General features: G+C 75.6%; 19 protein-coding genes. 7 read left to right on the forward strand and 12 right to left on the reverse strand.

Annotation, left to right across the window (positions count from 1 at the left end; translation table 11 throughout):
- Positions 1 to 145 precede the first annotated feature (145 nt).
- Both ACFXHB_RS17200 and ACFXHB_RS17205 read right to left on the reverse strand, forming a co-directional pair.
- On the reverse strand, positions 146 to 1,939 hold the full coding sequence (locus tag ACFXHB_RS17200) for a beta-galactosidase family protein (RefSeq protein ID WP_380575091.1): 1,794 nt from the start codon (positions 1,937 to 1,939) through the stop codon (positions 146 to 148).
- 242 nt (positions 1,940 to 2,181) lie between these two features.
- Positions 2,182 to 3,150, reverse strand: a complete 969-nt coding sequence (locus tag ACFXHB_RS17205) for a carbohydrate kinase (RefSeq protein WP_380575092.1) — start codon at positions 3,148 to 3,150, stop codon at positions 2,182 to 2,184.
- A gap of 241 nt (positions 3,151 to 3,391) precedes the next feature.
- Here ACFXHB_RS17205 and ACFXHB_RS17210 point away from each other — a divergent pair, with 241 nt between their 5' ends.
- A complete protein-coding gene (locus ACFXHB_RS17210) occupies positions 3,392 to 4,795 on the forward strand; it encodes an amidase (RefSeq protein ID WP_380575093.1) in 1,404 nt (467 codons plus the stop codon).
- A gap of 240 nt (positions 4,796 to 5,035) precedes the next feature.
- Here the strand turns inward: ACFXHB_RS17210 and ACFXHB_RS17215 are convergent, their stop codons facing one another.
- The 3 genes from ACFXHB_RS17215 to ACFXHB_RS17225 form a co-directional block, all read right to left on the reverse strand.
- Complete coding sequence (locus ACFXHB_RS17215) at positions 5,036 to 7,051, reverse strand: FUSC family protein (RefSeq protein WP_380575094.1); 2,016 nt, start codon at positions 7,049 to 7,051, stop codon at positions 5,036 to 5,038.
- Between the two features lie 97 nt (positions 7,052 to 7,148).
- Positions 7,149 to 7,568: a MerR family transcriptional regulator gene (locus ACFXHB_RS17220; protein WP_380575095.1), complete on the reverse strand. Its 420-nt coding sequence runs from the start codon at positions 7,566 to 7,568 to the stop codon at positions 7,149 to 7,151.
- A 105-nt stretch (positions 7,569 to 7,673) separates the two neighbouring features.
- Positions 7,674 to 8,693: an MDR family NADP-dependent oxidoreductase gene (locus tag ACFXHB_RS17225; protein ID WP_380575096.1), complete on the reverse strand. Its 1,020-nt coding sequence runs from the start codon at positions 8,691 to 8,693 to the stop codon at positions 7,674 to 7,676.
- Between the two features lie 206 nt (positions 8,694 to 8,899).
- On the opposite strand from ACFXHB_RS17225, the gene ACFXHB_RS17230 reads away from it, so the two are divergent.
- On the forward strand, positions 8,900 to 9,643 hold the full coding sequence (locus ACFXHB_RS17230; protein ID WP_380575097.1) for a PIG-L deacetylase family protein: 744 nt from the start codon (positions 8,900 to 8,902) through the stop codon (positions 9,641 to 9,643).
- Positions 9,644 to 9,693: 50 nt separating this feature from the next.
- Here the strand turns inward: ACFXHB_RS17230 and ACFXHB_RS17235 are convergent, their stop codons facing one another.
- The 3 genes from ACFXHB_RS17235 to ACFXHB_RS17245 all read right to left on the reverse strand — a co-directional run bounded on the left by ACFXHB_RS17235 (position 9,694) and on the right by ACFXHB_RS17245 (position 11,377).
- Positions 9,694 to 10,329: a DedA family protein gene (locus ACFXHB_RS17235; protein ID WP_380575098.1), complete on the reverse strand. Its 636-nt coding sequence runs from the start codon at positions 10,327 to 10,329 to the stop codon at positions 9,694 to 9,696.
- A 49-nt stretch (positions 10,330 to 10,378) separates the two neighbouring features.
- On the reverse strand, positions 10,379 to 10,573 hold the full coding sequence (locus ACFXHB_RS17240; RefSeq protein WP_380575099.1) for a DUF1918 domain-containing protein: 195 nt from the start codon (positions 10,571 to 10,573) through the stop codon (positions 10,379 to 10,381).
- Between the two features lie 126 nt (positions 10,574 to 10,699).
- Positions 10,700 to 11,377, reverse strand: a complete 678-nt coding sequence (locus ACFXHB_RS17245) for a TetR/AcrR family transcriptional regulator (RefSeq protein ID WP_380575101.1) — start codon at positions 11,375 to 11,377, stop codon at positions 10,700 to 10,702.
- Positions 11,378 to 11,749: 372 nt separating this feature from the next.
- Between ACFXHB_RS17245 and ACFXHB_RS17250 the strand changes: the two genes are divergently transcribed.
- The 4 genes from ACFXHB_RS17250 (at position 11,750) to ACFXHB_RS17265 (ending at position 17,233) form a co-directional block, all read left to right on the forward strand.
- Complete coding sequence (locus ACFXHB_RS17250; RefSeq protein WP_380575103.1) at positions 11,750 to 12,040, forward strand: hypothetical protein; 291 nt, start codon at positions 11,750 to 11,752, stop codon at positions 12,038 to 12,040.
- 233 nt (positions 12,041 to 12,273) lie between these two features.
- A complete protein-coding gene (locus ACFXHB_RS17255; protein ID WP_380575142.1) occupies positions 12,274 to 14,157 on the forward strand; it encodes an amino acid transporter in 1,884 nt (627 codons plus the stop codon).
- Positions 14,158 to 14,598: 441 nt separating this feature from the next.
- Positions 14,599 to 15,420, forward strand: coding sequence for an SDR family NAD(P)-dependent oxidoreductase (locus ACFXHB_RS17260; protein WP_380575104.1), 822 nt, complete (start codon positions 14,599 to 14,601; stop codon positions 15,418 to 15,420).
- Between the two features lie 445 nt (positions 15,421 to 15,865).
- Positions 15,866 to 17,233 carry a hypothetical protein gene (locus ACFXHB_RS17265; RefSeq protein ID WP_380575105.1) on the forward strand — a complete coding sequence of 456 codons (1,368 nt, stop codon included), beginning with the start codon at positions 15,866 to 15,868 and terminating at the stop codon, positions 17,231 to 17,233.
- Positions 17,234 to 17,460: 227 nt separating this feature from the next.
- Here the strand turns inward: ACFXHB_RS17265 and ACFXHB_RS17270 are convergent, their stop codons facing one another.
- From ACFXHB_RS17270 to ACFXHB_RS17280, 3 genes are all read right to left on the reverse strand, one after another.
- The gene (locus ACFXHB_RS17270) at positions 17,461 to 18,357 is read right to left on the reverse strand and encodes a universal stress protein (RefSeq protein WP_380575106.1); all 897 of its coding nucleotides are present in this window, start codon (positions 18,355 to 18,357) and stop codon (positions 17,461 to 17,463) included.
- 180 nt (positions 18,358 to 18,537) lie between these two features.
- Positions 18,538 to 19,413 carry a universal stress protein gene (locus ACFXHB_RS17275; RefSeq protein ID WP_380575108.1) on the reverse strand — a complete coding sequence of 292 codons (876 nt, stop codon included), beginning with the start codon at positions 19,411 to 19,413 and terminating at the stop codon, positions 18,538 to 18,540.
- A 270-nt stretch (positions 19,414 to 19,683) separates the two neighbouring features.
- Positions 19,684 to 21,042: a CAP domain-containing protein gene (locus ACFXHB_RS17280; protein ID WP_380575110.1), complete on the reverse strand. Its 1,359-nt coding sequence runs from the start codon at positions 21,040 to 21,042 to the stop codon at positions 19,684 to 19,686.
- A 316-nt stretch (positions 21,043 to 21,358) separates the two neighbouring features.
- On the opposite strand from ACFXHB_RS17280, the gene ACFXHB_RS17285 reads away from it, so the two are divergent.
- Positions 21,359 to 23,368: a serine/threonine protein kinase gene (locus tag ACFXHB_RS17285; protein ID WP_380575111.1), complete on the forward strand. Its 2,010-nt coding sequence runs from the start codon at positions 21,359 to 21,361 to the stop codon at positions 23,366 to 23,368.
- A gap of 111 nt (positions 23,369 to 23,479) precedes the next feature.
- Here the strand turns inward: ACFXHB_RS17285 and ACFXHB_RS17290 are convergent, their stop codons facing one another.
- Complete coding sequence (locus tag ACFXHB_RS17290; RefSeq protein ID WP_380575113.1) at positions 23,480 to 26,545, reverse strand: BTAD domain-containing putative transcriptional regulator; 3,066 nt, start codon at positions 26,543 to 26,545, stop codon at positions 23,480 to 23,482.
- Between the last annotated feature and the right edge of the window lie 253 nt (positions 26,546 to 26,798).

Genomic DNA, 26,798 nt, shown 5'->3' on the forward strand with positions numbered 1-26,798 from the left:
TTACAAAATTTTTTACTTTCACATAACCACCAGCCCGTATTGACGGCCCGGGCCGTTCCGGGGGGTTACCGGCCCCGCCCGGCTCGGGAGTGGGTTCGGCTCAGTGGTGGGTTCGGCTCGGCGGTGCGGTCGATGGCCGGGCGGCTCAGTAGTCCACGCTGGGAGCGGCGGCGGTGGTGCCCAGGTCAGGGGTGTCGCGCAGCTCGATCGCGTCGGCGTGGGTCTCCAATTCGAGTACCACCAGCTCGTTGTGGCCCGGTCGCCAGAGCGGGGCCGGCGCGTACAGGGTGCGCTGCGGGCCCTGCCGGGTGTAGCGGCCGAGCAGGAAGCCGTTCAGCCAGAGCAGGCCCCGGCCCCAGCCCGGGAGGGCGACGAAGGCGTCGGCGGGGGTGTCGAGCGTCGCCTCGAACCGGTGGAACACCGGGTCGCCGTCGGCCGCCGGTGCGGCGTCCCGGCCGAAGGCGAGCGGGCCCGGGTCGGTGAGCGGGAGCGGGCGGATCTCCCAGTCGAAGAGGCGCTGCCGTTCGTGCGAGACGCCGCGGCCGATGCCCTTGCGGTCGTCGAGCTGCGGGCCGTAGTTCACCCGGCCCAGCGCCTCCACCAGGATGTCCAGCGTCACCCCGGCCGGCCCGGTCTCCAGTGACAGCGTCTCGCCGGGCGCGTTGCGGTCCAGCACGCCGAGCGGCACTCCGTCGGCGAACACCTGGGCGCGGTCGCCGATGCCGTCGATCCGCAGCGGCAGGGCGGGACGGGGGCCCGGGACCCGGGTGCGGTAGTGGATCAGGCCGAGGGACTGGCCGACCTTCTCCATCGGCTCCGGCGCCGCGCTGCGGACCGGCGCGGACAGCGTGTCGAGAGCGGCCAGCAGCCGGACGCGGCCGGTCGCGCTCCCGAGCCGGCGCGGGGCGACCCGCGGGGCGGGCTCCGGCAGCGCCACGTCGGGCAGCGGGGCGTACTTGGCGATGACCGCGCGGAACGCGTGGAACTTCTCGGTCAGTTCGCCCGCCTCCCCGATCGGCGCGTCGTAGTCGTAGCTGGTGGTGGTGGGTTGGAAGCCGGCCTCGTACGGGTGGGTGCCGGCGTGGTTGGCGCCCGCCCAGAAGCCGAAGTTGGTGCCGCCGTGCGCCATGTAGAGGTTGACCGAGGCGCCGGTCGCGAGGAGGTCGTCGAGGGCCCGGGCGGATTCCTCGGCGTCCCGCACGTGGTGCGGCCCGCCGAGCTGGTCGAACCAACCGATCCAGAACTCCATCGCCGTCAGCGGGCCCTTGGGCTGGTGGCGGCGCAGGACGGCGAACCGCTCGGCGGGCCGCGACCCGAAGGTGGCGGTGGCCAGGTGGCCGGGGACGGCGCCGCCCTGCTGCATGAACTCCTCGGCGCCGTCCGCGGTGAAGAGCAGGCAGTCCACGCCCCGGCCGAGCAGCCCGTCGCGCAGGTGGCCCAGGTAGGCCGCGTCATTGCCGTAACTGCCGTACTCGTTCTCGATCTGGACGGCGACCACCGGCCCGCCGCGGCTCGCCAGCAGCGGCAGGATCTCGGGCACGACGGCGTCGAACCAGCCGTCCACCTCGGCCAGGAAGGCCGGGTCGGCGCAGCGCAGCCGCAGGCCGTCGACGGCGAGCAGCCGGGCGGGGAAGCCGCCGAACTCCCACTCCGCGCAGATGTACGGGCCGGGGCGCAGGATCACGTCCAGGCCGTTCTCCTGAGCCAGTGCCGCGAACCGGGCGATATCCCGCCAGCCGGTGAAGTCGACCTCACCGGAGGGCAGTTCGTGGAAGTTCCAGGGGATGTAGGTGTCGACGGTGTTGGCGCCCATCGCGCGCAGTCGGCGCAGCCGGTCGTCCCAGAGGTCGGGGTGGACGCGGAAGTAGTGCAGGGCGCCGGAGATGATCCGGTGCGGTGCGCCGGCGCGGCGGAATCCGGTGTCGTCGTAGTCGAGCATGCGGGCCTGCCTTCGGTGCTGACGCGGTGGATCGCGTCGTGCCGGACGAGGGTGGGTGGGCAGACGGTCGGTGGACTGCCGATCTTCGGAGCCTACTCGGGGAGGTCCGCCGGGGTGGCCCGCGGGCGAAGGGCCTCGGGGGTGGCGTTGCCACGGGGAGGCGTTGCTGCGGGGAGGCATCGTTACGGGGGAGGTGTCGTCACGGGGGAGGGTCGGCTGTGGGGCGGGCCGGCGGGGGTGGTCTACGGCGCGGTCGGGCGGTGCGCGACCCGGAGGGCGGCCGGCCAGGGCGGGTTGGGGCCGGCGACCGAGCAGGTCAGGGCGGCCACCCGGGCGGCGAAGCGGCAGGCGTCGTGCACCTCGTCCGGGGTGAGCCCGTCGAGCCGGTCACCGAGGCGGCCGATCCCGCCGAGATGGTGCAGCAGTCCGCCGGTGAAGGCGTCGCCGGCGCCGACGGTGTCGACCACCACGGTCTCCGGGGCGGGGACGGTCACCCGCTCGCCGTCCAGGGAGGCGAGCGCGCCGCGGCTGCCCAGGGTGATCACGACCAGTCGGACACCGGCCAGGTGCCAGGTGTCGCAGGCGTGTTCGGGGGAGACCCCGGGCAGCAGCAGGTCGAGGTCGTCCGCGCTCAGCCGCAGGATGTCGGCGGCCGCGCACCAGCGCGGGAGCCGGGACCGGTAGAGCGCCGGATCGACCAGCAGCGGACGCACGTTGGGGTCGATCGACACGGTCGGGCGGCCCGGCACCCGGGTCAGCAGCTCCTCGATCCGGGGACCGCCGGGTTCACGCACCAGGGCGAGCGAACCGGTGTGCAGGCAGCTCGCGCCGGCCAGGGGGAGGGCGGCGAGTTCGGCCCGCGTCCAGGCCCAGTCGGCGGTGCCCTCGGCGTGGAACGAGTAGCGGGCCTGGCCCTGTTCGTCGAGGGTGGCGAGGGCCAGGGTGCTGGGCTCGGCGGCCCGTACGCAGCCGGCGAGATCGACGCCGGACGAGACGAGGTGCTGCCGGAACAGTTCGCCGAAGGGGTCGGCGGAGATCCGGCCGAGGAAGCGGGTCGGGGTGCCCAGTCGGGCCAGCGCGACGGCGGTGTTGGCGGGGCCGCCGCCGGGCAGCACCCGCAGCGTGAGTTCGCCGGGGCGCCGGTCGGCGGAGGAGCCGGTGAACGCGTCGGCGACGCACTCGCCGAGCACGGCGATCGGGAGTCGGCTCATCACGACCGCTTTCGGGGGAGGGCTCGCTTCGGGTGTGCTGCGGGCGCCTCGGGTGACACCGCGACGGTGCTCCGGGGCCACCTCAGGGTACTGGGGGCGCCGTGGGGGCGGGAGCGCCCGGCGCGGGCCGTCCGGCCAAGGGCCGCCCGACTGCCGTCCGGTGGGGTGTCCGGGCGGGCGGAGCGCGCCTAGACTGCGGAACTCTCGTGGTATTACCGACCGGTAGGGATGGGGAGTTCGGATGTCCGAGGAGCGGGTCCACGCGTTCGGGGACGATGCGTTGGGGGAGCACGACGCGGTCGCACTGGCGGCGCTCGTACGGTCCGGCAAGGTCGCGCCCGGTGAGCTGGCCGCCGCCGCGGCGGCGCGTGCCGAGCGGGTCGACGCGGCGCTCGCGCCCGTCGCGTTCGCCTCCTACGGGCAGCCGCGAAGCGCCCCGGCCGGTGACGGGGCCCCGTTGTTCGGGGTCCCGAGCTACCTCAAGGACAACGTGGACCTGAGGGGGATGCCCACCGGGCAGGGCAGTTCGGCGTTCCGCGCCAAGCCGGCGCGGCGCGACGCCGGCTTCGCCGAGCAGTTCCTGAGTACCGGTCTGGCGGTGCTGGGCAAGACCAGGATGCCGGAGTTCGGCCTCAACGCCTCGACCGAGTTCGCCGAGGCGCGGCCGGTGCGCAATCCGTGGCGGACCTCGCACTCGCCGGGGGCGTCCTCCGGCGGAGCGGCCGCGCTGGTGGCGGCCGGCGTCGTGCCGATCGCCCACGCCAACGACGGCGGTGGCTCGATCCGCATACCGGCGGCCTGCTGCGGTCTGGTCGGCCTGAAGCCGACACGCGGCCGGCTGGTGGCCAACGACCAGGGCCGCCGACTGCCGATCGACCTCGTCACCGACGGCGTGGTGACGCGCTCCGTGCGGGACACGGCCGCCTTCTTCGCCGCCGCCGAACTCCACCACCGCAACCCGGCGATGCCGCCGCTGGGCCTGGTGGAGGGGCCGGGCGACCGGCCGCTGCGGATCGGACTGGTGGCGGACTCCCCGCTCGCCGTCACCGACGGGCCGACCCGGCAGGCGGTCGAGCGGACGGCCGCGCGGCTGGAGGCGATGGGGCACAAGGTCACCCCGGCGACGCTGCCGTTCGGCGAGGACTTCTCCCGGGACTTCACGCTCTACTGGGGGTGTATCGCTTTCATGATCGCCAGCACCGGCCGCCTGCTGCTGGACCCGGGCTTCCAGGCGCGGAAGCTGGACGGCCTGACCACGGGTCTGCGGCGGCGCTTCCACCGCGAATTCCACCGTACGCCCGGTGTGCTGCGCCGTTTGAGGCAGGCCGAGGCGGCGTACGGCGGACTCTTCCGCGAGCACGACGTGATCCTCTCGCCGGTCCTGGCGCACGTGGCACCACCGATCGGGCACCTGAGCCCGAACGTGGCCTTCGACGAGCTGCTGGACCGGCTGGGCCGCTATGTGGCCTTCACCCCGGTGAACAACGTGACGGGCGGTCCGGGGATCTCGCTGCCGGCCGAGTCGGCCGGGAACGGGCTGCCGATCGGAGTGCACCTCTCGGCCGCGCACGGCCGTGAGCGGCTGCTGCTGGAGCTCGCGTTCGCCCTGGAAGCGGACCGGCCCTGGCAGCGGATCCAGGACTGAGGGCGGAGCCGGGGGCCGGCGTCGGTTCGTGGGCCGGCGCGGAGCCGTGGGCCGGCGTTGCTCCGGAACAGAGCGCCGACAGGTGGGCGGCGAGCTTTGATCGGGAATCGAGCACCGGCATGTGACCGAGCATCGACCGTCCCTCTAGCACTGATCGGGCACAGGGCGCCGACCGGGAAGTGAGCGCCGATCCGGGAGCGAGCCGAGCCCCTCGCTCCCGGCGCACGGCCGGCCGGGTGCTCAGCGCGGGCCCGGGGCGGCGATCGCCCGTGCCGCCCGCACCTCGCGGCGCAGCGGAGCCAGCACCCCGTCCTCCTCCGTGCCGGCGTCCGCGGTGCCCGAGGGATCCGTCTCGGAGGGCCCGGGCGGGGCGGCGGGCGGGCGCGGCGCCGGCGCCGGGTCCGTCGCGCCCGCCCGCAGGGCCTCGGCCAGCTCGTCGAGCTCAAGCTTGATGGCGGCGACCTCGGCGGCGGGAGGCGGGGGCACCCCGTGGTCGATCCGGACCCGGGTCGCGGTGGTGGCCTCCACGATCCGTTCGACGGCGATGACCAGCGGCCACCACGCGGCGGCCCGGGCTCCGGTGGGCGGCGGCTCGGTGAGCGCGCGCTGGAACTCCGACCGCACGGCGGACAGGTCGCGGTAGAGCCTGCGCCGGTGGCGGAGCCGGGCCGACTGGTCCCGGCCGGGCTCCGGGTCGAAGGCCAGCGCGACGTAGGCGGCCGTGTCCGCCGCCGCGTCCGCGAGCCGGTCGCCGATCCGGGTGTGCCAGGACTCCAGCCACAGCAGGTAGCCGGCGACCAGCGAGACCCCGCAGCCGATCAGCGAGTCGTAGAGCCGGGGTGCCACCAGCCGGAAGCCCTGGTGGTTGAGCAGGTCGGACAGCAGCAGGATGACCGGGGTGATGGCGGCGGTCTGGAAGGCGTAGCCCTTCGCGGAGAAGGCCGGGATCAGCATCGCGAGCACCGCGATCGTCGGCACGTCCCACCAGCCGCGCGGTACCTCGGCGAGGACCGGGATCGCGATCAGCAGGCCGATCGCCGTACCGAACGCCCGCAGCACGGCGCGGGAGAAGACGGAGCCGAAGTCGGGCTTCATGACGAAGGTGACGGTGAGGGCGACCCAGTACGAGCGGGGTACCGCGATCACCGAGACCAGCGTCTGGGCGAGGCCGATGCAGAGCGCCAGCCGCAGGCCGTACCGCCAGGACGCCCCGGAGAGCAGGGCGGCCCGGGCCGTGCGCCGGGCCCGGACGTGGAGGACGGCCGGGCGGCCGAGCCGGTCGATCCCCCCGAACGGGTCGGGCGCGGGCTCTCCGGCGACATCGGCCGCGTAGCGCAGCGCCTGGTCGATGGCCCGCTCCGACGGGCCGGTCGGCGCGGGCAGGTCGAGCGCGCGGGGCACGCCGGGGCGCCCGCGTTCGACGGTGTCGGCCAGTTCCCGGGCCGCCGCCGGGTACACGTCGGGCAGCGGGCCGAGGGAGGCCGGGCGCAGCTTGGCGGCCGAGGCGGCCTCCACGATCGGGATCACGGCGTTGAGCTGGGCGAGCAGCCTGGTGAGCCCGGGGGAGCGGCCGTGCCGGCGGGTGCGGTGGGCGAGCAGCAGGTCGTACGACCGGTTGAGCGACTGGGTGACGGCCAGCCGCCGCTCGTCGTGCGCGGGGGTGCCCGCGGCCCGGAGGAAGTCGCCGACCGTCCGGTACGTCGCGGCCACCGCCGCCCGCTCGGGGACGCCACCGCGCAGCGGCCAGGCGAACAGGGTGAGGAGGAGCACCACCAGGCCACCGAGGAGCAGCAGCAGCGGTGGCTTCCACCAGGGCGCGGGCATCGGCAGGCCGGCACCGACGACGGCGTTGAGCAGGAGCAGCAGCCCCGACACCGAGGCGACCGCGCCGATCGAGGAGATCATGCCGGAGACCAGGGCGATCAGGGTGAGTACGACGACCGCGAGCCAGCCCTCCCCGTACACCAGGGTGCCGAGGGTGACGCCCACGGCTCCGAAGAGCTGGGGGACGGCGATGTTGTAGACCCGCATCCGGTAGGCGTCGGCGGTGTCGCCGATGACGCCGGAGAGCGCGCCCATGGAGGCGAGGGCGCCGTACTCGGGCCGCCCGGTGGCGAAGCCGACGGCGAGCGGGGCGGAGAGGGCGACCGAGGCACGGGCGACGGCGGCCCAGGGGATCGGCGCGGGGTGCGGGCGCAGGCCCGCGGTGAGCCAGCTGGGGGGTGCGAGCCGGCCGGCTCGTGAGCTCCGTGCCATGGGAGAAACGTACGGCGCCGGGGCGGAGCGGGCCCGGCGCCGGGGGCGCGTCGGCGTGTGCGGGGCCGGCTTGGTCGGGGCGGTCGGGTCGGCCCGGTCAGGTCGGGCTCGGGCTCGGGGGCGGGTCGGCCGCAGTGGGGCCGGGGGACGGCCGGCGGGCCCGCGCCAGGTTGTCGCGCAGCGCGGTCAGGTGGGCGATCTCGGCGTCCAGGGCGGCCAGCCGCCGGTCGACCACCGGGCCGAAGGTCTCGGGGCCCGAGTCGCCGGCGGAGTCACAGGGGGGCGGCTCGTCGCCGGTCAGCAGCGGGAGCCGGTGGGCGCGGCTGCGCAGGTCCTCGACGGTGAGGCCGAGCGACAGCAGGGCGCGGATCGCCCGCACCAGCGCCACCTCCGTCGGCCCGTACTCGCGCTGGCCGGTCGCCGACCGCGCCGGTGGCGGCAGCAGCCCGCGCTGCTCGTAGAAGCGCAGTGCCCGGGGCGTGGTGCCCGCCGCTGCCGCCGCGTCGCCGATCCGCATCAGGCCCCCGCTCTCCCGGCCCGTCTCGTCGACGCGCCGTCCTGCCGTCGAGCCGGCGGAGCGGGCGACACGGCCCCGTCGGCGCTCCCACCGTGCCGACGTTCCTCAGACCTCGACGATCGTGGCCCCGAAGGTACGGCCTTCGATCAGCTGCGGCAATGCCAGCGGGGCTTGGTCGAGGCCCGCCACGGCCGTCCACGGGAAGGTGATCCGCCCGGCACGCAGCCAGTCGCCGAACCGCAGCCGCCACTCCGCCTCCAGGTCGGGGTGGTCCACGCCGCGGAACCCGCGCAAGGTGACGCCCCGGCTCAGCAGTCGGAAGGTGTCGACCACGGCCGGGGAGCTGCCGCCGAGCCGGTCCGGAGCCAGCTGTCCGGCCAGCGCCCCGACCAGGGCGAACCGCGCGCCGGGCCGGGCCGCGTCGACGGCGGCGGTGAGCTGCTCGCCGCCGACGGTGTCCAGCAGCACGTCGACGCCGTCCGGCGCGGCCTCGGCCAGCTGCTCGCGGATCGGCCCGGCGCCGCGGACCAGCACCGCGTCGAAGCCGAGTTCGGCCGTCAGCCGGGCCGCCTTCGCCGGCGAACCGGTGGTGCCGATCACCCGGGCGGCGCCCAGCAACCGGGCGACCTGCCCGGCCACCGTACCGACCGCGCCCGCCGCGCCGGTGACCAGGACGATGTCGCCCGCCCGGACCCCGGCCGACCGGGTCAGCCCGCCGTACGCCGCCGAGCCGGGGGAGAGGAGGGCGACCGGATCCGGCAGCGAGGCGTCCACCGGGGTGAAGTCGGCGGCGTCGCCGACCGCGTGGTCCCGCCACCCGTGCAGGTGCGTGACCAGCGCGCCGGGCCGCAGCGGGCTGTCCGCCGGGGCGGCCAGCACCTCGCCGAGCGCCGGGCCGAACAGCGCCTGGCCCGGCCGGATCGGCGGCAGCGGCAGGCCGGCCGTCTCGCCCCCGATCAGCGTGCGCAGGCCGGGGAAGACCAGGAAGGCCCGGTTGCGGACCAGGACCTGCCCCGGTCCGGGGGCGGGCAGCGCGGTCTCGACCAGGGCGAAGTGCTCCGGGGCGGGCAGCCCGCCGGGGGCGGCGGTCAGTCGGACCTCGCGGGCGGTGGTGGGGAGGGGCATCGGGGTTCTCCGTCGGTGCCGGGGGCAGCGGTCTGTTCCGCCGCGGGTGCCGGGACGCTAACCCCTGACCCGCGCGTCAGGGTCAAGCAGCCGTGGTGGAGAGGTGTCTGACGCTCGATCGGCCCGATGATCTTCTAGAGTCGCCACCGGTACGACCGTACGACCGCACGACCGTGCGGAGCGCGACACCGAGAGGCGGCACCACCATGAGTGACCAGCAGGCACCCGAGCCGTTCGAGCCCGTCGACGAGGACTGGCAGACCGTGCTGGCCGTCGTCGCCCACCCCGACGACATGGAGTACGGCGGCGCCGCCGCCGTCGCCCGTTGGACGGCCCAGGGCAAGAAGGTGGTCTATGCGATGGTCACCAGCGGCGAGGCCGGGATCGACACGATGAGCCCGGAGGACTGCGGCCCGCTGCGCGAGGCCGAGCAGATCGCCTCGGCCGCCGTGGTCGGCGTCGACACCGTCGAGTTCCTCGGCCACCCGGACGGCGTGCTGGAGTACGGGCTGCCACTGCGCCGTGACATCGCCCGGGTGGTCCGCCGCCACCGTCCGGACATCGTCATCACCAGCAACTTCCGTGAGACCTACGGCGGGATGTTCCTCAACCAGGCCGACCACATCGCGGTCGGCCGGGCCACCCTCGACGCGGTCCGGGACGCCGCCAACCGCTGGGTGTTCCGCGAGCTGTCGGCGGAGGGCTACGAGCCGTGGGGCGGGGTGCGGGCGGTCTGGGCGGTCGCCTCGCCCGAGGCCCGGCACGCGGTCGACACCACCGAGCACTTCGACAAGGGCGTCGCGTCGCTGGCCGAGCACAAGGCGTACCTGGCCGGGCTGGGGGGTGCGATGGCCGAGCCCCGGGAGTTCCTGGAGGGCTTCGCCCGGGGTGCCGGCAGCCGGCTCGGTACGCGGTTCGCCGTTCCGTTCGAGGTCTTCCCGCTGCACTGAGGGACGCTGGCCGGGTGGCCGGGTGGCCGGGTGGCCGGGTGGCCGGGGGCTCAGGGGTGCTCGCGGCGGCGCCGCCGGTGGCGCAGCAGCTGCCGGGCGGCGAGCGCCGCGCAGAGCACGCCGAGGGCGATCAGCAGCCACAGCTGGTAGCGCACCGCCGTCCGGTACACCGCGCCGATGTTGGCCCCGGCCAGGTAGCCGAAGGCGGACCAGACCCCCACCCAGAGCGCCGCGCCGAGCACGTTGAACGGCTGGAACCGCCGCCAGGGCATCTCGGTGGTGCCGGCGATGATGCCGTTGGTCTGGCGCAGCCCGTCCACGAAGCGCGCGACGGTGACGACCTTGCCGCCGTGCCGGGCGAAGAAGAGGTCGGCGCGCCGCATCCGGGCCGCGGTGAGCAGCACGTAGCGGCCCCACCGTTGGACGAAGGCGCGGCCGCCGGTGCTGCCGATCAGGTAGCCGAGGCTGTTGCCGAGGACCGCGGCCGCGAAGGCGATCGCGACCACGCCGGCGAAGCCGAGGTGCCCGGTTCCGGCGTAGACGGCGGCCAGCACCAGGATGGTCTGGCCGGGGGCGGGGACGCCGCAGTTGTCCAGCAGGACGAACAGTGCCACGGCCGGGTAGCCGTACTGGTCGAGCAGCGGTGCCAGCCCGGCGAGCGGGCCGGGCAGGGCGGGCTCGGACACGTGACTCACCACCCCGTGCCGGTCGGGCCCGGGGTGGTGGCCGGATGGGTCAGTGGAGCGCCTCGCGGCGTTCGATGTTGCAGTCGGGGCCCGGGTAGATCAGGCCCGTGTGGCCGTCCTCGAAGCGGACCATGTACGGCGGCTCGCCCTCCGCGCCGCGCACCTCGATGATCTCGCCCTTCTGGTCGACCATGCCCACCGACCTGCTGTGGATGTGGAGCTGGTCACCTACCGCTGCGTGCATGGTCTGCTCCTCGGGTAGCGCCGGCCGCGCCGCCGGCCGTCCTGCTTCCACTGTGCTGCGCCGCGGGCGGGCCCGCAACGGCTCGGTGGCGGGTCGGGGCTTGCCGGGACCGGTCGGCGGGCGCGGTCAGCGGGGGCCGAGCTGTTCGGCGAGGTAGCAGCGGACCAGCCGCTTGCACTCGGCGATCAGCGCCGGGTCGCCGTCCGGAGCGCTGCGGAAGGCGAGCTTGAGCACGGCGTCCGCGGCCTCCAGGGCCACCCGCAGGGCGAGCGTGAGCGCCGCGGGGTCGGTCGTCGCGAACAGTTCTCCGCCGAGTGCCTGCAGCCGCAGCGCGACGGCGGCGTTGTTGTCGAGATCGGTGTCGAGCAGGTGCAGGTCGTCCCGGAGCCCGGCGGGCACGGCCGCGCCGGCCAGCCCGAAGTCCACCTGACCGAAGCCGGGCACCGCCCGTTTCATCGCGACGAACTCGTCCACCGCGAGGTCGGTGAACCCGGCGGTGCCGGTCGGCGCCTCGTCGAGCAGCCGGCGGTCGAGGCGCTCCAGGTACCGGTCGAGGTTGCGCCCGGCGAGCGCGGCCAGCAGGTCCTCCTTGCCGGCGAAGAACTGGTACAGCGTGCCGATCGGCACCTGGGCGCGGTGCGCGACCTCCTTGGTGGTGAGCGCGGTGGCGCCGGCCTCGTCGAGCAGCCCCGCGCAGGCGTCCAGGAGCCGCTGGTAGCGCTCCTGGCTGCGCTGCTGCACCGGCCGTCGCCGACCGGGCCCGTTCTGCCCGGCCACCCGGTGACTCCTCGTGTCCGCGCTCATGGGGCCACTGTGCCGCATCGGGCGTTCCACGGGCGAATCACCGGTCCGAGCCCTGCCCGCCCGCCGCGGTCCGCGCGGCGGGCCCGGGTGGGGCGCGCGGGCGCGGCGGCGACGGGGCACTGCGGTGCGGCCGCGCGGGTCCGGCGGCGTGCCGCCGGCTCGGGTGTCAGTGCCCCGTCAGGGGGCGCCCCGGCGGAGTCAAGGACGTGTCAGGGGCGGCCGGCAGCCGCCCGCGCGGCCCTGGCCTCGGATGTCCCGGGCCGACGGGCCCGGAGGGATCCGGACCGGGGTGACCGCCCCGGTGTTCCCGGAGCCGGCCCGGGCCCGTCGGCCGGCCGCATCGCGCGATGCTCTACCGGAGGTGAGGTCCACGTGGCCGTTCCCGGCGCCTTCCAGCGCCCGCCGTTCCCCGTCGGTTCCCGTGCCGGCTCCCCCGGCCGCTCCCGTGTCCGGGCGGCGGCGGGGGCGGCTCTGGCGGGGGTGGTCCGTAGGCTGGTCGACAGCCCGCTCGACAGCAGCGTGCTCCGGGCCGCGGGCGGGGCGACGGGCGCCGGCGCGTCCGGCGCCGCCGGCAGGAGGAGCGGGATGCGTGCGGCCTGGCGGTCCGTGACGGGCCCGGACGGCGTCCGGCGGCTCGAAGCCCGCTGGGAGTCCGACCGGTGAGCGTGCCTGCGGCCGGGGGAGAGCGTTCCGCCATTGCGGCGACATTCCCCCGGCGCTGCGCGGTCTGATCATCTGCGCTGCATACCCTGTCGCCCTGCCGTCGCTCCGACGGTGAGGTGGCGCGAGTCCGTGGACAGGGGTGCGGCGTGGTTTCGTCGGGTTCAGCCGTTCCGGGGGCCGCGCCGTCGGGGCGGCAGCGCTTGCGCGCGTGGTTGCTGGACGGGCTGGCCGACATGGCCAAGCAGTACCCCGGACCGCACGCGCAGGCGCCCGTCGAGCACAAGGGGGCCCGCTGGTGGCGGGTGATGTGCCTGACCGGCCTGGACTACTTCTCGACGCTCGGGTACCAGCCGGGCATCGCCGCGCTGGCGGCCGGTCTGCTGTCGCCGGTGGCAACGATCGTGCTGGTGCTGGTCACCCTGTTCGGCGCGCTGCCGGTGTACCGGCGGGTGGCGCACGAGTCGCCGCACGGCGAGGGCTCGATCGCGATGCTGGAGCGGCTGCTGTCGTTCTGGAAGGGCAAGCTGTTCGTCCTGGCGCTGCTGGGGTTCGCCGCCACCGACTTCATGATCACCATCACGCTGTCGGCCGCCGACGCCACCGCGCACCTGGTGGAGAACCCGCATCTCAGCAGTGCCCTCTCCGGAAAACAGGTGTTGATCACACTGATCCTGGTCGCCCTGCTGGGCGGGGTCTTCCTCAAGGGCTTCAGCGAGGCGATCGGCCTGGCCGTCGTCCTGGTCGCGATCTACCTGACGCTGAACGTGGTGGTCGTCGCCACCGGGCTCTGGGAGGTCCTGCGGTCTCCGGACCTGGTCACCGACTGGTCGAGCGCGCTGACCGCCGAGCACGGCAACGTGGTCGCGATGATCGGCGTCGCGCTGATCACCTTCCCCAAGCTCGCGCTGGGCCTGTCCGGCTTCGAGACCGGTGTCGCGGTGATGCCGCACATCGAAGGCGATCCGGAGGACACCGAGGAGAAGCCGACCGGCCGGATCCGCGGAGCCCGCAAGCTCCTCACCACCGCGGCGCTGATCATGAGCGTCTTCCTGATCACCACCAGTTTCATCACCACGCTGCTGATCCCGAAGTCGGCGTTCGAGCCGGGCGGGGCGGCCAACGGGCGCGCCCTCGCCTATCTGGCGCACGAGTACCTGGGCAACACCTTCGGCAGCGTCTACGACCTCTCCACGATCCTCATCCTCTGGTTCGCCGGCGCGTCGGCGATGGCGGGCATGCTCAACCTGATGCCGCGCTACCTGCCCCGCTACGGGATGGCGCCGGCCTGGGCACGGGCGGTGCGGCCGATGGTCATCGTGCTCACCCTGATCGCCTTCCTGGTGACCTGGCTCTTCGACGCGAGCGTGGACGCCCAGGGCGGCGCCTACGCCACCGGTGTGCTGGTCCTGATCAGCTCCGCCGCGATCGCCGTCACCATCGCCGCGCGCAAGGCCCGGCAGCGCAACTGGACGATCGGCTTCGCGGTGATCGCCGGGGTCTTCGTCTACACCACGGCGGTCAACATCGCCGAGCGGCCGGACGGTGTGAAGATCGGCGCCTGCTTCATCGCCGGCATCGTCCTGGTGTCGCTGCTCTCCCGGCTGAAGCGGGCCTTCGAACTGCGGGTGACGGACGTCGTGTTCGACGAGGCCGCCGAGCGGTTCGTCCGCGACTACACGCACCGTCCGCTGCGGCTGATCGCCAACGAGCCGAACAGCCGGGACCTGGCGGAGTACCAGGAGAAGAAGCGCCAGATCCGCGCGGACAACGACATCCCGGCCGAGGACGACCTGGTGTTCGTGGAGGTCACCGTGCTCGACCCCTCGGAGTTCGAGACCGTGCTGACGGTCCACGGCGAGGTGATGCACGACCGCTACCGGGTGCTGTCGCTGGAGAGCTCCAGCGTGCCGAACGCCCTGGCGGCGCTGCTGATCCAGATTCGGGACCGGACGGGGCAGCAGCCGCACATCTACTTCGAGTGGACCGAGGGCAATCCGTTCGCCCAGTTCTTGCGGTTCTTCCTGTTCGGCCACGGCGAGGTCGCGCCGGTGACCCGGGAGGTGCTGCGCGAGGCGGAGCCGGACCGGAGCCGCCGCCCGCGCGTGCACGTCGGGTGAGGGGGTGCGCGCGGGGGCGGCGGGAGGCGGTGCGAGGGGGACCCGGCGCGCGCGGGACCGTACCGGTGCTGACGATCCGTCAAAGAGGCGTCAGGGAGGCGTCAGGGGCCCGTCAGGGCCGGCGGGAGCGGCTTGCCCGGGAGCGGCGGGGTGGTTGGATGGGGGCATGAACCGCTCGACGCGCCACCACGACCGCCCGCCGCATCCGCGGTCGCGAGTCGTCGCTGCCGCGGTCGCCGCCGCCGTCCGGTAGGTCCGAGCCTCCCCGCTCCGCCGGCGGCCGGCGCGTCGCGTCGTGCCCGTCCCCCTCCCCCCACCGCCTGGTCCGGGGAGGCGGACGTGCCTCTCACCGTTCCACCCTCTCCGCACCGCCGGCCCCCGGCCGCGTGTTCCGGCACGCCGTCCGGCACCCCGGCGATGCCCGCCACCCTTGGATGGGTCATGTCCGACGCTGTTCTGTCCGCCCGCACCGCCCTGGTCACCGGAGCCTCCTCCGGCATCGGCTGGGAGAGCGCCCGCCTGCTGGCCGGGCTCGGGGCCACCGTCCTGGTGCACGCCCGTACCCCCGCCGAGGCCGGTGACGCCGTCGACCGGCTGGTCGCCGCCGGTGCCAGGCGGGACCGACTCGTCGCCCTGGCGGCCGACTTCACCCGACTCTCGGAGGTCGCCGGGCTGGCCGGCGCGGTCGTGGAGCGCTACCCGGCGCTGGACCTGCTGGTCAACAACGCCGCCGTACCGGCACCCGAGCGCTGCACCCTCACCGGCGACGGCAACGAGATCTCGCTCCAGGTCAACTTCCTCGCCGCGCACCTGCTCACCAGGCTGCTGCGCGCCCCGCTCTCGGCCGCCGGGGACGCCCGGGTCATCAACGTCTCCTCGTCCCTGCACCGCACGGCCTCGATGAACTGGTCCGACCCGCACCGGGTCAAGCGGTACTCGCGGGTCGCGGCGTACGCGCAGTCGCAGCTCGCGCTGACCATGGCCACCGCCGACATGGCTCCGGCCGGCTCCGGCATCACGGCGGTGAGTCTGCATCCGGGGCTGTGCGAGACTGCGCTGCTGCCGCTGTACGGCCGGGTCGGCGGCCCGGCGGCCGAGGGCGCGGCCGCCGTGGTGCGCCTGTGCCTGCCGCAGGTGTCGCTGCTCAACGGCGAGTACTACGACGGCGGTGAGCTCGCTCCGACGGCCGCGGTCGCGCAGGAGGAGCGGTCGCAGAAGCGGCTCGTCAAGCTGGCCGACCAACTCGTCGGCCAGGCCGCCTGAGCCTGCTGTCCGAGCCCGCTGCTTGTTGTGAGCCCGCTCTCCCGAGCCGCTCGTGCGCCCCGCCAATGGTGCGTCAAGATCCTTCGGCGGGGCGTCAAGGAGGCGTTGGGGACCGGCCGGCCGGGATCCGGTCGGGCCTAGCGTCAGCGGTGAGGAAACGGTTCGCCAGCAGGTCGACGACTGGACGGCGCACCGTGCCGAATCCCAGCCCCGGCAGTTCCTCCGGGGCCGTTCGGCGGCCGGTGAGAACAGGGTAGGGGGGCGCACGGCGATGCCAACGGGTATGTCGGGCAGATCGGTTGTCGTGGGGACGGGCTCGCCGGGGGTGGCGGGCTTCGAGCCGGTCGATCCGACACCCGCGCCGCGCGCCCCCCGTCACCGGCTCTCCCGGGCGGGGGCGTCCCGAGGCCTGTTCCACCGGTCGTGGTGGAATACACCGCGCCTGGTGCGCGGTCTCACCGGACTCTGCCTGGCGGCGCTGGTGGTGGCCGGCGCCGTCGACGCCACCGTCCTGGCCGGTGCCCGGGAGGGGACCGACGCGATCGGCCGCCGCGCCGCACCCCAGGTGGTGCGCTCCGCGGACCTGTACTTCGCGCTGAACGACATGGACGCCCAGGCGGCCAATCTGCTCCTGTTCGGTGCCGATCCGGACTTCGCCAACCTGCGCGGGCAGACCCTGGACACCTACGAGCGGCGTCGCGCCCAGGCGGACAGCGACCTTCAGCGGGTGGCCGAGGCGGTGGTGGGCGATCCGGCCGGTCAACGGGCGGTGCAGACGGTGATCGGCGAGCTCGGCCGCTACGAGGGCCGGGTGGCCCGGGCCCAGCTCCTGGGGGAGCAGGCCCACGCGCCGGCCGGCCGGCCGGCGGCCGAGGCGCTCGCGGCGTACCGGGAGGCGACCGACCTGCTGCGGCAGCGACTGCTGCCCGCCGTGGACGAGGTCACGGCGGCCAACTCGGAGACCGTGCGGCGGACGTACGTGGCGCAGCGGGGCGATCTGGGTGCCGGACGGTGGTGGATCCTGGTCGCCGGCCTGCTCGCGCTCGCCGCCCTGGTCGCCCTGCAGATCGTCCTGACGAATCGTTACCGTCGTCTGCTGAACGTCCCGTTGGTCGCCGCCACGCTGCTGGTGCTCCTCGGGCTCGCGGCCGGTTCGACCCTCGCGGCCCGGGCGGAGCACCAGTTGGTCGTCGCCAAGAGCGACTCCTACGACTCGGTGATCGCGCTCGGCCGGGCCCGCGCGGTGGCGTACGACCTGAACGCGGACGAGAGCCGCTACCTGACCGATCCGGCCCGGGCGGCCGCGTACGAGCAGAGCTTCTTCGACAAGACGCAGTCCTTCGCCCGGGTCGACGGCGCCACCCTCCCGACCTACAACGCCGGACTCGCCGCCCTGGCGGACGCGCACCGGGCCGACCACGCCAGGGTTCCGTTCGGCGGGTTCCTGGGGGACGAGTCGCGCAATGTCACCTTCGCCGGCGAGCAGGACGCGGCAGAGCGGGTGCTGGCGGCGTTCCAGGCCTACCAGCGGGACGACCGCACGATCCGCGAACTCTACGGACAGGGAAGGCTGAAGGAGGCGGTGGCCTTCAACACGGGCCTCGCCGCCGGACAGTCCAACGCCGACTTCGGCATCCTCGGCACGGCGCTCGACGACGTCCAGGCGATCAACCGGAACGCGCTCGACCGTGCGGTCGCGGCCACCGACGACGATCTCGACACCTCCTCCGCCGCTCTCGGATCGGGGCTCCTGGCAGTGGCGTCGGCGCTCACGGCGCTGGGGGTCCGGCCGCGGCTGCGGGAGTTCGCGTGACGAGGGTGGTGGCGGTGGCGGTCGCGGAGAGGGCGAGGGAGCAGAAGTGACTGGTGGCGAGGAAGCGGCGACGGGGAAGGGGGGATCGGCGATGGCCGGTTCGCAGGGGGAGCATGAGGGTGCCGGTTCGCCGGAGAGCGTCGCGCCGCCGAGGTCGGTGCTGTCCGACATCGCCGACGAGCAGGCGGCGATCGCCGCCCACGGCGCTCGCGCGGGCGCCGCCGCGCTCAGTCCCCGCCGGCCGGCGGGAGGGGCACGGTGACGACCGGGCAGTGGGCGCGGTGCAGCAGGCCGTGCGGGACGGACCCGAGCCGCATACCGGTGAACCCGCCGCGCCCCCGGCGCCCCACCACGACGCCGAGCGCGTGCTCGGAGACCTTGGCGAGCTCCTCGACGGGGTGGCCGAGGAGCACACCGTGCGTGACCGTGACGGCGGGGTGCCCCGCCGGGCGGCCGGCCGTGGCCTCGTCCAGCAGTCGCCGCAGGTCCGCCACGGCCGCGTCCTCGTCGACCCGGGCGGTCAGCCGGGACCGCCGGACCCGGACGGCGCGCAGCGCGGCCCCGCGCCGCGCGGCGAAATCGAGGGCGAAGGCCACCGCCGCGGCGGACGACGGGCTGCCGTCCACGCCGACCACGACGTACGGTTCCTCCGGCGCGGTCGGCTCCGCCCCGGCGCCGGGCTCGGCTTCGAGGACGACGATCACCGGGCAGTGGGCCTGGGCACTCACCGGGACGGCCACCGAGGAGGCGCTCAGCACCTCCTCCAGCCGGTTCAGCCGGCGGGAGCCGAGCACCACGAGCTCGGCGTCGGTGGACTCCCGGCAGAGTGCCGGGGCGGCGATGTCCGCCGCGACGGCGGTGGTCACGGACAGGCCCGGGTGACGTCGGCGGGCGGCGTCGGCGGCTTCGTCCAGGGCCTGCCGGCCGCGTTCGCGCAGCTCCTCGCGGTAGCGCTCCGCCCCGAAGACGCGGGCGTCCTGGGAGGTCGGCGGGAGGGCGTGGACCAGGCGCAGTGGCCGTCCGCGGCGGTCCGCCTCGTCGGCGGCCCAGGCCACCGGCGTCGCCTCCGGGGCGAGCGCGTCCACACCGAGGACCACCGGACGGTTGCTGCCGAGGGGTGTCATGGCTTCTCCTCCCGGTCCGACCCGCTTGCGTGTCGTCCCTCCCATGGCACCACGTTCCGTGTGGACGGGCAGGACGGGCAGGGCGGGTCCTGCCCGGGCCCGCAGTCCGGGCCGTGATGACCGTGACGGGTCGTGACGGGTCGTGACGGGCGGCGGGCCGGGTGACGGCCGCGCCGGGGCTCAGACCGGCACGACGACGACCGGGCAGCCGGCGTGCTGGACGACCGCCTGGCTGGTCGAGCCCAGCCGGCCGAGCGGGCCGTGCGGCTCGCCGTGCCGCCCGACGACGACCAGCTGGTGCGACTGCGACCCGGCGACCAGCTCCCGGGCCGCGTTGGACCGCACCGCGGTCGTCGTGACGGTCACCTCCGGGTACTCCGCACGCCGGCCGGCCAGCACCTCGGCCAGGAGCCGCTCGTGCTCGTCGGCGATGTCCGCCTCCTCGTAGACCAGTGGGAGGTCGTGATCGGGCCCGGTGACCAGCGGGTAGGCCCAGGCGTGGACGGCGTGCAGGGGAAGGTCGCGCCGCCGGGCGGTGTCGAAGGCGTAGGCCAGGACCTCGTCGTCGCGACCCCGGCCCCGGACGCCCACCAGCACACCGCCACCGGTCCCGGCCTCGGCACCGGCACCGGCCTCGGCCTCGCGGGGGCGCACCACGACGACCGGGCAGGCGGCGTGAGCGGCGGTCTGCAGGCTGGTCGAGCCGAGCAGCAGGCGGGGAAAGCCTCCCGACCCCCGTGTGCCGACCACCACGAGCAGCGCGCCGTCGGCCGCCGCGGCCAGCGCCTGCCTGGGATGGTCGTTCACCAGCTCGGTGGCGACGGCGAGGCCGGGGCGCCGGACCAGGGCCCGGTCGCGCGCCGCCTCCAGCAGCCCGGCGCCGGCGTCCTTGCTGAGCCGCGTCTCCTGGCCCGCGGGAGCGTGCGCCGCCTCACCGAACCAGGCGTGCACCAGGCGCAGCGGCGCGTCCCGCAACCAGGCCTCGTCCGACGCCCACTCGACGGCCTCCAGGCTCGACTGCGAGGCGGCGACGCCCACGACGACAGGGTTACTCATGGCCGGCTCCTCCTGACTCCGGGCGGCATCGCGGGGCGGGTCGGCATCGCGGGGCGGCCAGGCGCTCGTGCCGGCCACCGCGTCCGGGCTTGGGTCCAGGTCCAGGCTATGCCCGCTGCCCGCCCGACAGCAGGGCGAGCGGTCGGGCGGACCCGGTGGTACCGGGCGTGGCCGCGCGCTCGCCGTGCGGTCGCCGTGCGTCGGCCGCACGGCGGTGGGGGTGGTGCGGGCCGCCCCGCCGGGGGTGGGGTGGCGGTGCGGCCCCGGCGGTCAGCGGGTGCCGAAGTCGGCGTTCCAGGAGGCGGCGCCCGTCCGGGCCAGACCGACCTCGGTGTAGTTGCCGAGCATGATCCCCAGGTGCTGGGGCGACCTGATCCAGCCGTCGACGGCGGCGTCGATGTCGGTGGGGCCGTAGAAGGCGATCTCACCGAACCCCCGCCAGGCGTAGCCGAGTCCCCGCGCGATGCCCGCCGAGTCGCAGAAGTGGCCCGAGACGCGGCGCTGGTTCATCTGGTCGGCGTTGCACTTGGCGGCCTGGCCGAGCGTCCGGTCGAGGCGTACCGGCGCCTTGCCGTTCTGGGCGCGCACGGCGTTGAGCCGGTCGACGAAGCGCTGCTCGACGGAGGTGCCCGTGCCGGTCCCCGTGCCCGGCCCGCTCAGGTCGAACCGCTGGGACATGCCGCCGTCGCAGTTCTCGACCGTGACCTCCCGGTCGAGGCCGTGGTAGGTCAGACAGCGGTTGTCGCGGGCGTTGTGGAGGTAGGTGCCGCCCTCGGCGGCGGACTCCAGGGTCCACTGCTGGTTGTCGCCCGCCCACCAGTGGATGAACTGGGTGGACCGGCCGTCGTTGAGGTCCATCTCCAGGACGCGCTCCGTGCCGTTGACGTTGCGGGCGAAGTCCACCCGCCCGCCCGGCTTGTTGGAGATCCAGAACGAGGTGGAGGCGTCCTGGTAGTTGCGGGCGATGATCCGGGAGGCCTCGCCGTCGGCACTGGCCAGCGCGTGCTGGTTCTGGTGGTCCCGGATCGTGATCATCTGCTCGACCACGTCCGCCGTGGCGTTCGCCGGGGTGCTGTTCGCCGCCGTGGCGCTGTTGGCCGGTGTGGTGGTGGTCGGCGCGGCGCTCGCCGGAGGGGCGAGCAGCGTGAGGCTGCTGACCGATATCGCGGAGGCGGCGAGCACCGCCCCCGCCCACCGGGCGCGGGGGCGGAGGTTTCGGGTGGAGGGGTGGGACACGGGGCTCTCCTGCTGTCGGTGGACCGCGGGCGCGACTGCGGCCGCGGACACCGACAGCACACCAGTGGGTTGTCGATGATCGATCAGCGCCGCGTTGACGCCCGCGGTCCGCCCGCCGGGGCCGTGCGGTGAGAGCCCCGCCGGTCCGGACACGCCGCCGCGCCCCGGCGACACCGGAGGCGCCGGGGCGCGGCGGGAGGGCGGGTCCCACGAGGACGCGTTCCCGTGGCGCACCACCCCGGTGGAGCCGGCGTTCCGCCCGTCCCACGGGAGGGCGCCGCCCGCGTGGTCGGAGATCCGGTACTCGATGCCGTGGGAGGGCGGCGGCTCGGCCGCGCTCGCCGTCCCGGCGCCGAAGGCCGTCTCGGACACGAAGGCCGCGGCGGACAGCACGGTGGCGGCGGCCGTACGGCGGGTGCTCGTCCGGGAGTTCTCCTCTCGGGGCGACTCCCGTGGAACCGGTCTGCGGCCCGGGCCACCCGGCGGCGCCGCACACGGTGTCGACGGCCCATCACCGCGGACGCGGACGGACCGTCGGCCGAACGGACGGCCGGGGCGGAGGGGTGGGCCGCGTCCGGTAGGCGGAGTGTGGTGTGCGCTGTTCGGCAAGTCGGCGTTTATTCGCAGGTGAGAAGGTCGTCGACGCGACCGAGGGCCCGGCCCGGGCCCATGGCGGCGGGCGCGCGGACGAACGGGGTCGGGGAGGATCATGCGTGGCACCACGCTCGGGGACCGCTATCGGTTGGACGAGTGGCTCGGTGGCGGGTCGATGGGCGATGTCTGGCTCGCCGAGGACGAGGTGCTCGGTCGCCGGGTGGCCGTCAAGGTCCTGAAACCCGCCCTGCTGGACGAGCCCGGCTTCGCCGAACGGTTCCACGAGGAGGCCCGGGTGATGGCCCGGCTGCGGCACCCGGGCATCGTCGGCGTGCACGACTTCGGCTCCGGCCGTACGGACGGCGGCCGGTCCTGGACCACGGCCTGGGGGAACACCGGCCGTCCGATCGCCTACCTGGTCATGGAGTTGATCGACGGCGAGCCGCTGAGCGAGATCCTGGACCGGCGCGGTCTGCTCGGCGCCCGGGAGACGCTGGGGATGGCGCTCCAGGTGCTGGCGGCGCTCCAGGCGGCGCACGAGGCCGGCGTCGTCCACCGGGACATCAAGCCGGCCAACCTGATGGTCCGCGAGGAGCGCGTGGTCATCGCCGACTTCGGCATCGCCCGCCCCGGCTGCGACACCCGGCTCACCGTACCCGGGATGGTGCTCGGCACCGCCGCGTACCAGGCGCCGGAGCAGGCCTCCACCGGCACCGTCGGCGCCTCGGCGGACCTGTACTCACTCGGTGTCGTCCTCTACGAGTGCCTGTCCGGGCGGCTGCCCTTCCACGGGGAGACCGCGCTGGAGGTGATCCTCAAGCACCTGACCGAGCCCGCGCCACCACTGCCGGCGGACGTCCCGGCCCCGGTCCGGGCCCTGGTCGAACGGGCGATGGCGAAGGACCCGGCCGAGCGCTGGCCGGACGCCGCCACCATGGCGGCGGCTGCCCGGGCCGCCGCCGACGGCGAACCGGTCGACGGCCCGCCGCCGGGTACTGCCGGGCGTGCGGTGGTCGTGGCGCCGGCGCGCCCGGTGGTCGTCCCCGGGGCGGCCGCGCGCCGCCCGCCGGCCCGGTGGCGGACCGCCCTCGGCGGCCGCCGCCGACGGCCCCTGATCGTGGCGGGGGCGGTCCTGCTCTGCTGTGCGATCACCGCCGGTACGGCCACGGTGCTGCGCCCGCACGGGGACCGCGCCGCCGCGGACGGCGGGCCGGCCGTCGGCGAGACGTCGGTGCCTCCGCCCGGCCTGGCCGTCCCGCTCTCCGCCCCGGGCCCCCAGAGCCCCGAGTCGGGGGTGCCGTCCTCGCCGGGAGCGTCCTCGCCGGGAGCGGCGACGACCCCCGGGGCGCCCGCACCGACCACGCCGGGAGGCGCGGGGCCGGGCGCGGGTTCGGGCACGGGGCCGGGCTCAGCGGCCGGGAGCGGGGCCGTGGGCACCCCGGAGAACCAGGGCGGTGCGGCGGGAACCCCCGCACGACCGTCGGCCGGCGGGCCACCCGCGGCGGCCTCGTCGGCGCCCGGAGCCCCGGCGCCCTCGCCGGTACCGGAGACCTCCGCGGCGCCGGTCCCGCCGGTCTACCCCACGACGGCGCCGCCCGCGAAGCCCTCGCCCTCGCCCTCCCCGGCCTACACCTACGCCTCGCCCTCCCCGCCTCCGCCCCCGCCCCCGCCGTACTACACCACTCCGCCCATCAAGCCGCCGACGCAGCCCGTCGGCCCGCTGCCGTCGCGGGCCAGGCTGAGCAACGGCGGGTCCGTCCTGTACGACCAGGGGGCCCTCGACCAGGACGGCAACCCCGTGGTCACGACCAGCGACGACGGCGGCCCCGCCGCCGTCTGGACCTTGAACCCGCACCAGGGCGGCGGGTACTTCCTGGCCAATGGCGCCACCCGGTTCACGCGGGTGCTGGACCTGGAGGAGACGTACTCCCGGGCGCAGCTGTGGCGCTCGCCGCCCTACAGCGCGAACCAGATCTGGTCGTTCGTTCCGGTGGCCGGGGGGTACATGATCGTCATCACCAAGGACTCCCTGCGCTGCCTGTCGGCCGCCGGTCCCTCGGTGCCCGCCGCGATCCGCCTCTGCGACGGCTCGTCCGAGCAGACCTGGACGGTCACCGCCGCCTGATCGCGTGAGCGGCCGCCCCTGGCCCCCGGCCCCGGCCCCGCGCCCGGGGGCCGACTGTTCGCCCAGGCGGGGGCGCCGGTCGCCAGCCCCGCCCGGGGGCCCGGCGTCGGCTCAGGCGGGGAGCCAGGAGGGCCAGCGTTGCCGGGGCGGGCCGCCGGGGTGGTCGCCGCCGAGCAGCGGCAGGAGGCGGTCGGCCTCGGGTGAGCCGATCGGGGCCAGGATGCCGTGGGCCTCGGCCCAGCAGGAGCGGGCCCGGGCCAGGTCACCGGCCGGGCCCGGGCCGCCGAAGCGGCGGTCCGCCAGGGCGTCGCCGAGGGTGGCCAGGGCGAGGCCGCGGCCCCGGTGGTCGCCGTCCCGGGTCAGCGCGTCGACCGCGCGCCCCGCCGCGTCGACCGCCTCCGCACCGGGCCCGGCCGCGCGTAGCGACTCGGCGAGCCGCAGCAGGACGCGGCCGGTCCGGCGGTGGTCGTCCGGGTCGGTCAGGGCGAGCGCGGCCCGCTGGTGGGCGACCGCCCGGTCGTGGTCGCCGCGGTCGTGGGCGATCGTCCCCAGCGAGTCGCGGGCGCGTGCCTCCAGCGCGCGGTCGGCCAGTTCATGGCTGACCAGCAATGCCTGGTCGACCACCCGGTTCGCCGCGTCGAAGCGGCCCTGCCGGGCGAACGCCCCGGCGAGGTCGATGAGTTCGGCGGCCAGCGCGCGCCGGTCACCGACCCGCTGCCAGACCGAGACGGCGGCCGAGAAGCCGGTCACCGCCTCGTCGGGGCGGCCGATCTGGACGAAACAGGCGGCCAGTGAGCCGTGCGCGAGCGCCAGCAGCGGCTGCGACAGCCCGTGCGCGGTGCACAGGTCCCGGGCCCGGAGCAGCTCGGCGAGCGCCGCGGGCGCGGAGCCGACCTCGGTCAGCAGCCGGCCGAGCACCAGCCGGGCCCGGGCCTCCGCCGTCCGGTCGCCCTGCTCCAGCGCGGCGCGCAGCAGGGCGTTGGCGGCATGACCGAGCGAGCGGGTGACCTGGCCGGAGTCGGCCAACAGGCAGCAGCCCAGCAGCAGTTCGGCGAGCCGGTCGAGGGCCCCGACGGTACCGGCGGGGCGGCCCGGGAGCTTGGCGCACTGGCTCACCAGCGCACCGACGCCCAGGTACTCACCGACGGCGAGTCCGGGCCGCGCGGCCGACGCGCCGAGCGCGGCCGAGACCCGCGCGTGGTAGTGGTCCGCCAGTCGGGCCAGCGCGTCCGCCGACTCGTCGGCTTCCGTCTCCCGGTCCTCCGCGGCATCCTCCTCGGCCCCCTCCGGGCCGATCCGTCGGCCGGCCCGCCCACCGACCTCCTGGCCGGCCCGCTGGGCGAAGGCCCGCAGCAGGTCGTGGTAGCGGTAGTGGTCGGGGTGCGCCGAGACCTCCAGCATCGAGCAGTCGACCAGGCACTCGGCGAGTTCCACGGCGGCCGGCTCCGGTAGGTCGAGCACGGCGGCGACCGCGGCCGGGGACAGCTCGGGCACCTCCGGGACGGCCAGCAGCCGGAAGGCGCGGGCCTGTTCGGAGCCCAGCTGGTCGTAGCCGAACCGGAACGAGGACTCGACGGCGAGGTCCCCGCTGCGCAGCGCGTCCAGCCGGTACCGGTCGGCGGTGAGCTTCGCCAGCAGTCGGGCGATGGTCCAGCCCGGCCGGCAGGCCAGCCGGGCGGCGAGGATCCGTACCGCCAGCGGCAGTCGGCCGCAGAGCCGGACGAGTTCGCGGGCCGCCTCCTCCTCGGCCGCCACCCGTTCGGCGCCGACCACCCGGGTGAGCAGGGTGACGGCCTCCTCGGCCGGGAGGACCGGCAGTTCGGCGAAGCGGGCGTTGGGCAGCGCGCCGAGCCTGGTCCGGCTGGTGACCAGGACGGAGCAGCCCGCGCTGCCCGGCAGCAGCGGCCGGACCTGCTCGGCGTCGCGCGCGTTGTCGAGCAGTACGAGGACCCGGCGGCCGGAGAGCAACGAGCGGTAGCGGGCCGACCGTTCGGCGAGGCCCGCCGGGATCGCCTCGCCCACGACGCCGAAGGAGCGCAGGAAGACCGCCAACGCCTCCTCGGGACGGGTCGGGCGGCCGTCCGCGCCGTGCAGATCGAGGTAGAGCTGACCGTCCGGGAACTCGGCGGCCAGGCCGTGCGCGACGTGGACGGCGAGTGCGGTCTTGCCGACCCCGCCCATGCCCGCGACGGCTGCGACGGGCACACTGCCGGGCTCCCGCAGAGCGGCCCGCAGGGCCTCGGCCTCCGCCTGCCGCCCGGTGAAATCGGCTGTGGTGGCCGGGAGTTGGGCCGGAACGAGAGTGGATGCCGGATCCGGCCCGACGGCGGGAGCGGTCGGTTCCGGGGGCGTCGGAGCGGTCGCGCGCCCGGCCGGTGCCGCCAAGGTCGCGTCCGCCGAGAGGATCCGGGCCTGCAGCTCGCGCAGACCCGGCCCGGCGCCGACACCCAGCTCGGCGCGGAGCCGGCGGTCCGCCGCCCGGTACGCCGCGAGCGCCTCGGCCTGCCGCCCGGAGCGGAAGAGCGCGAGCATCAGCAGCTCCGAGAGCCGCTCGCGCAGCGGGTGCTCCTCGACGGCGGCGCGCAGCCCGGCGACCGACTCGGCCCACCGGCCGCCGTCGACCTCGGCCTCCAGGAGGGACTCCGTGACGGCGAGCCGCCGTTCGTCCCACTCCCGGCGTTGGCGCTGTGCGTAGGGGCCGGGCAGCCCGGAGACCGGCTCGCCGCGCCACAGGGCCAGTGCCGCCCGCAGCGCGGCGGCCGCCTCCGGGTGGCGCCCGTCCGCGCGCAGCGCCCGGGCCTCGCCCAGCAGCGCCTCGCACCGCCCGGTGTCGAGACCCCCGCCGACAGCGAGCAGGTACCCGCCGCCGGCCGAGGTCAGCGCCTCGGCCCCGAGCACCCGCCGCAGCCGGTGCACGTACGTCCGGATGACCCCGGTGGCCCGGGCGGGTGGCTCGTCGCCCCACAGGTCGTCGATCAGCTGGGCCCCCGAGACGTGCCGGCCCGACCGGAACAGCAGGGCCAGCAGCAGGCTCCGCTGCTGCGGCGAACCGAGCGGGAGCTCCACGTCTCCGCGCCATCCGCGCACCGGCCCGAGCACCGCGAACCGCAGCGCCCCCGCGGTGCCGCCCGTCCCGCCCGTCCCGCCCGTCCCGCCCGTCCCGCCCTCGTCTGTCAACCGACTCCCCCTCCGCCCGACGACACGCCCCCGGTGGCATGATACCGATCGGTAATCGCCCTGTTCGGGCCGCGTTCGGGCATGGTTCGCCGACGGATCGTGCCGGCGGCGCCGGCGGGGCCCGGGCACGGTTGGGACGGAGCCGATCCGGTTCGGTGCGACCGCGTCCCACCCGCGTGCCGGTGCCCGGGTGGGTGGTGCCCGGCGGGACGGGGCATCGGGCGGGTGGTGAACTCGATGGGGCGCCGCTCCC

It is taken from the genome of Kitasatospora sp. NPDC059327 (assembly GCF_042752535.1).
Lineage (GTDB): Bacteria > Actinomycetota > Actinomycetes > Streptomycetales > Streptomycetaceae > Kitasatospora.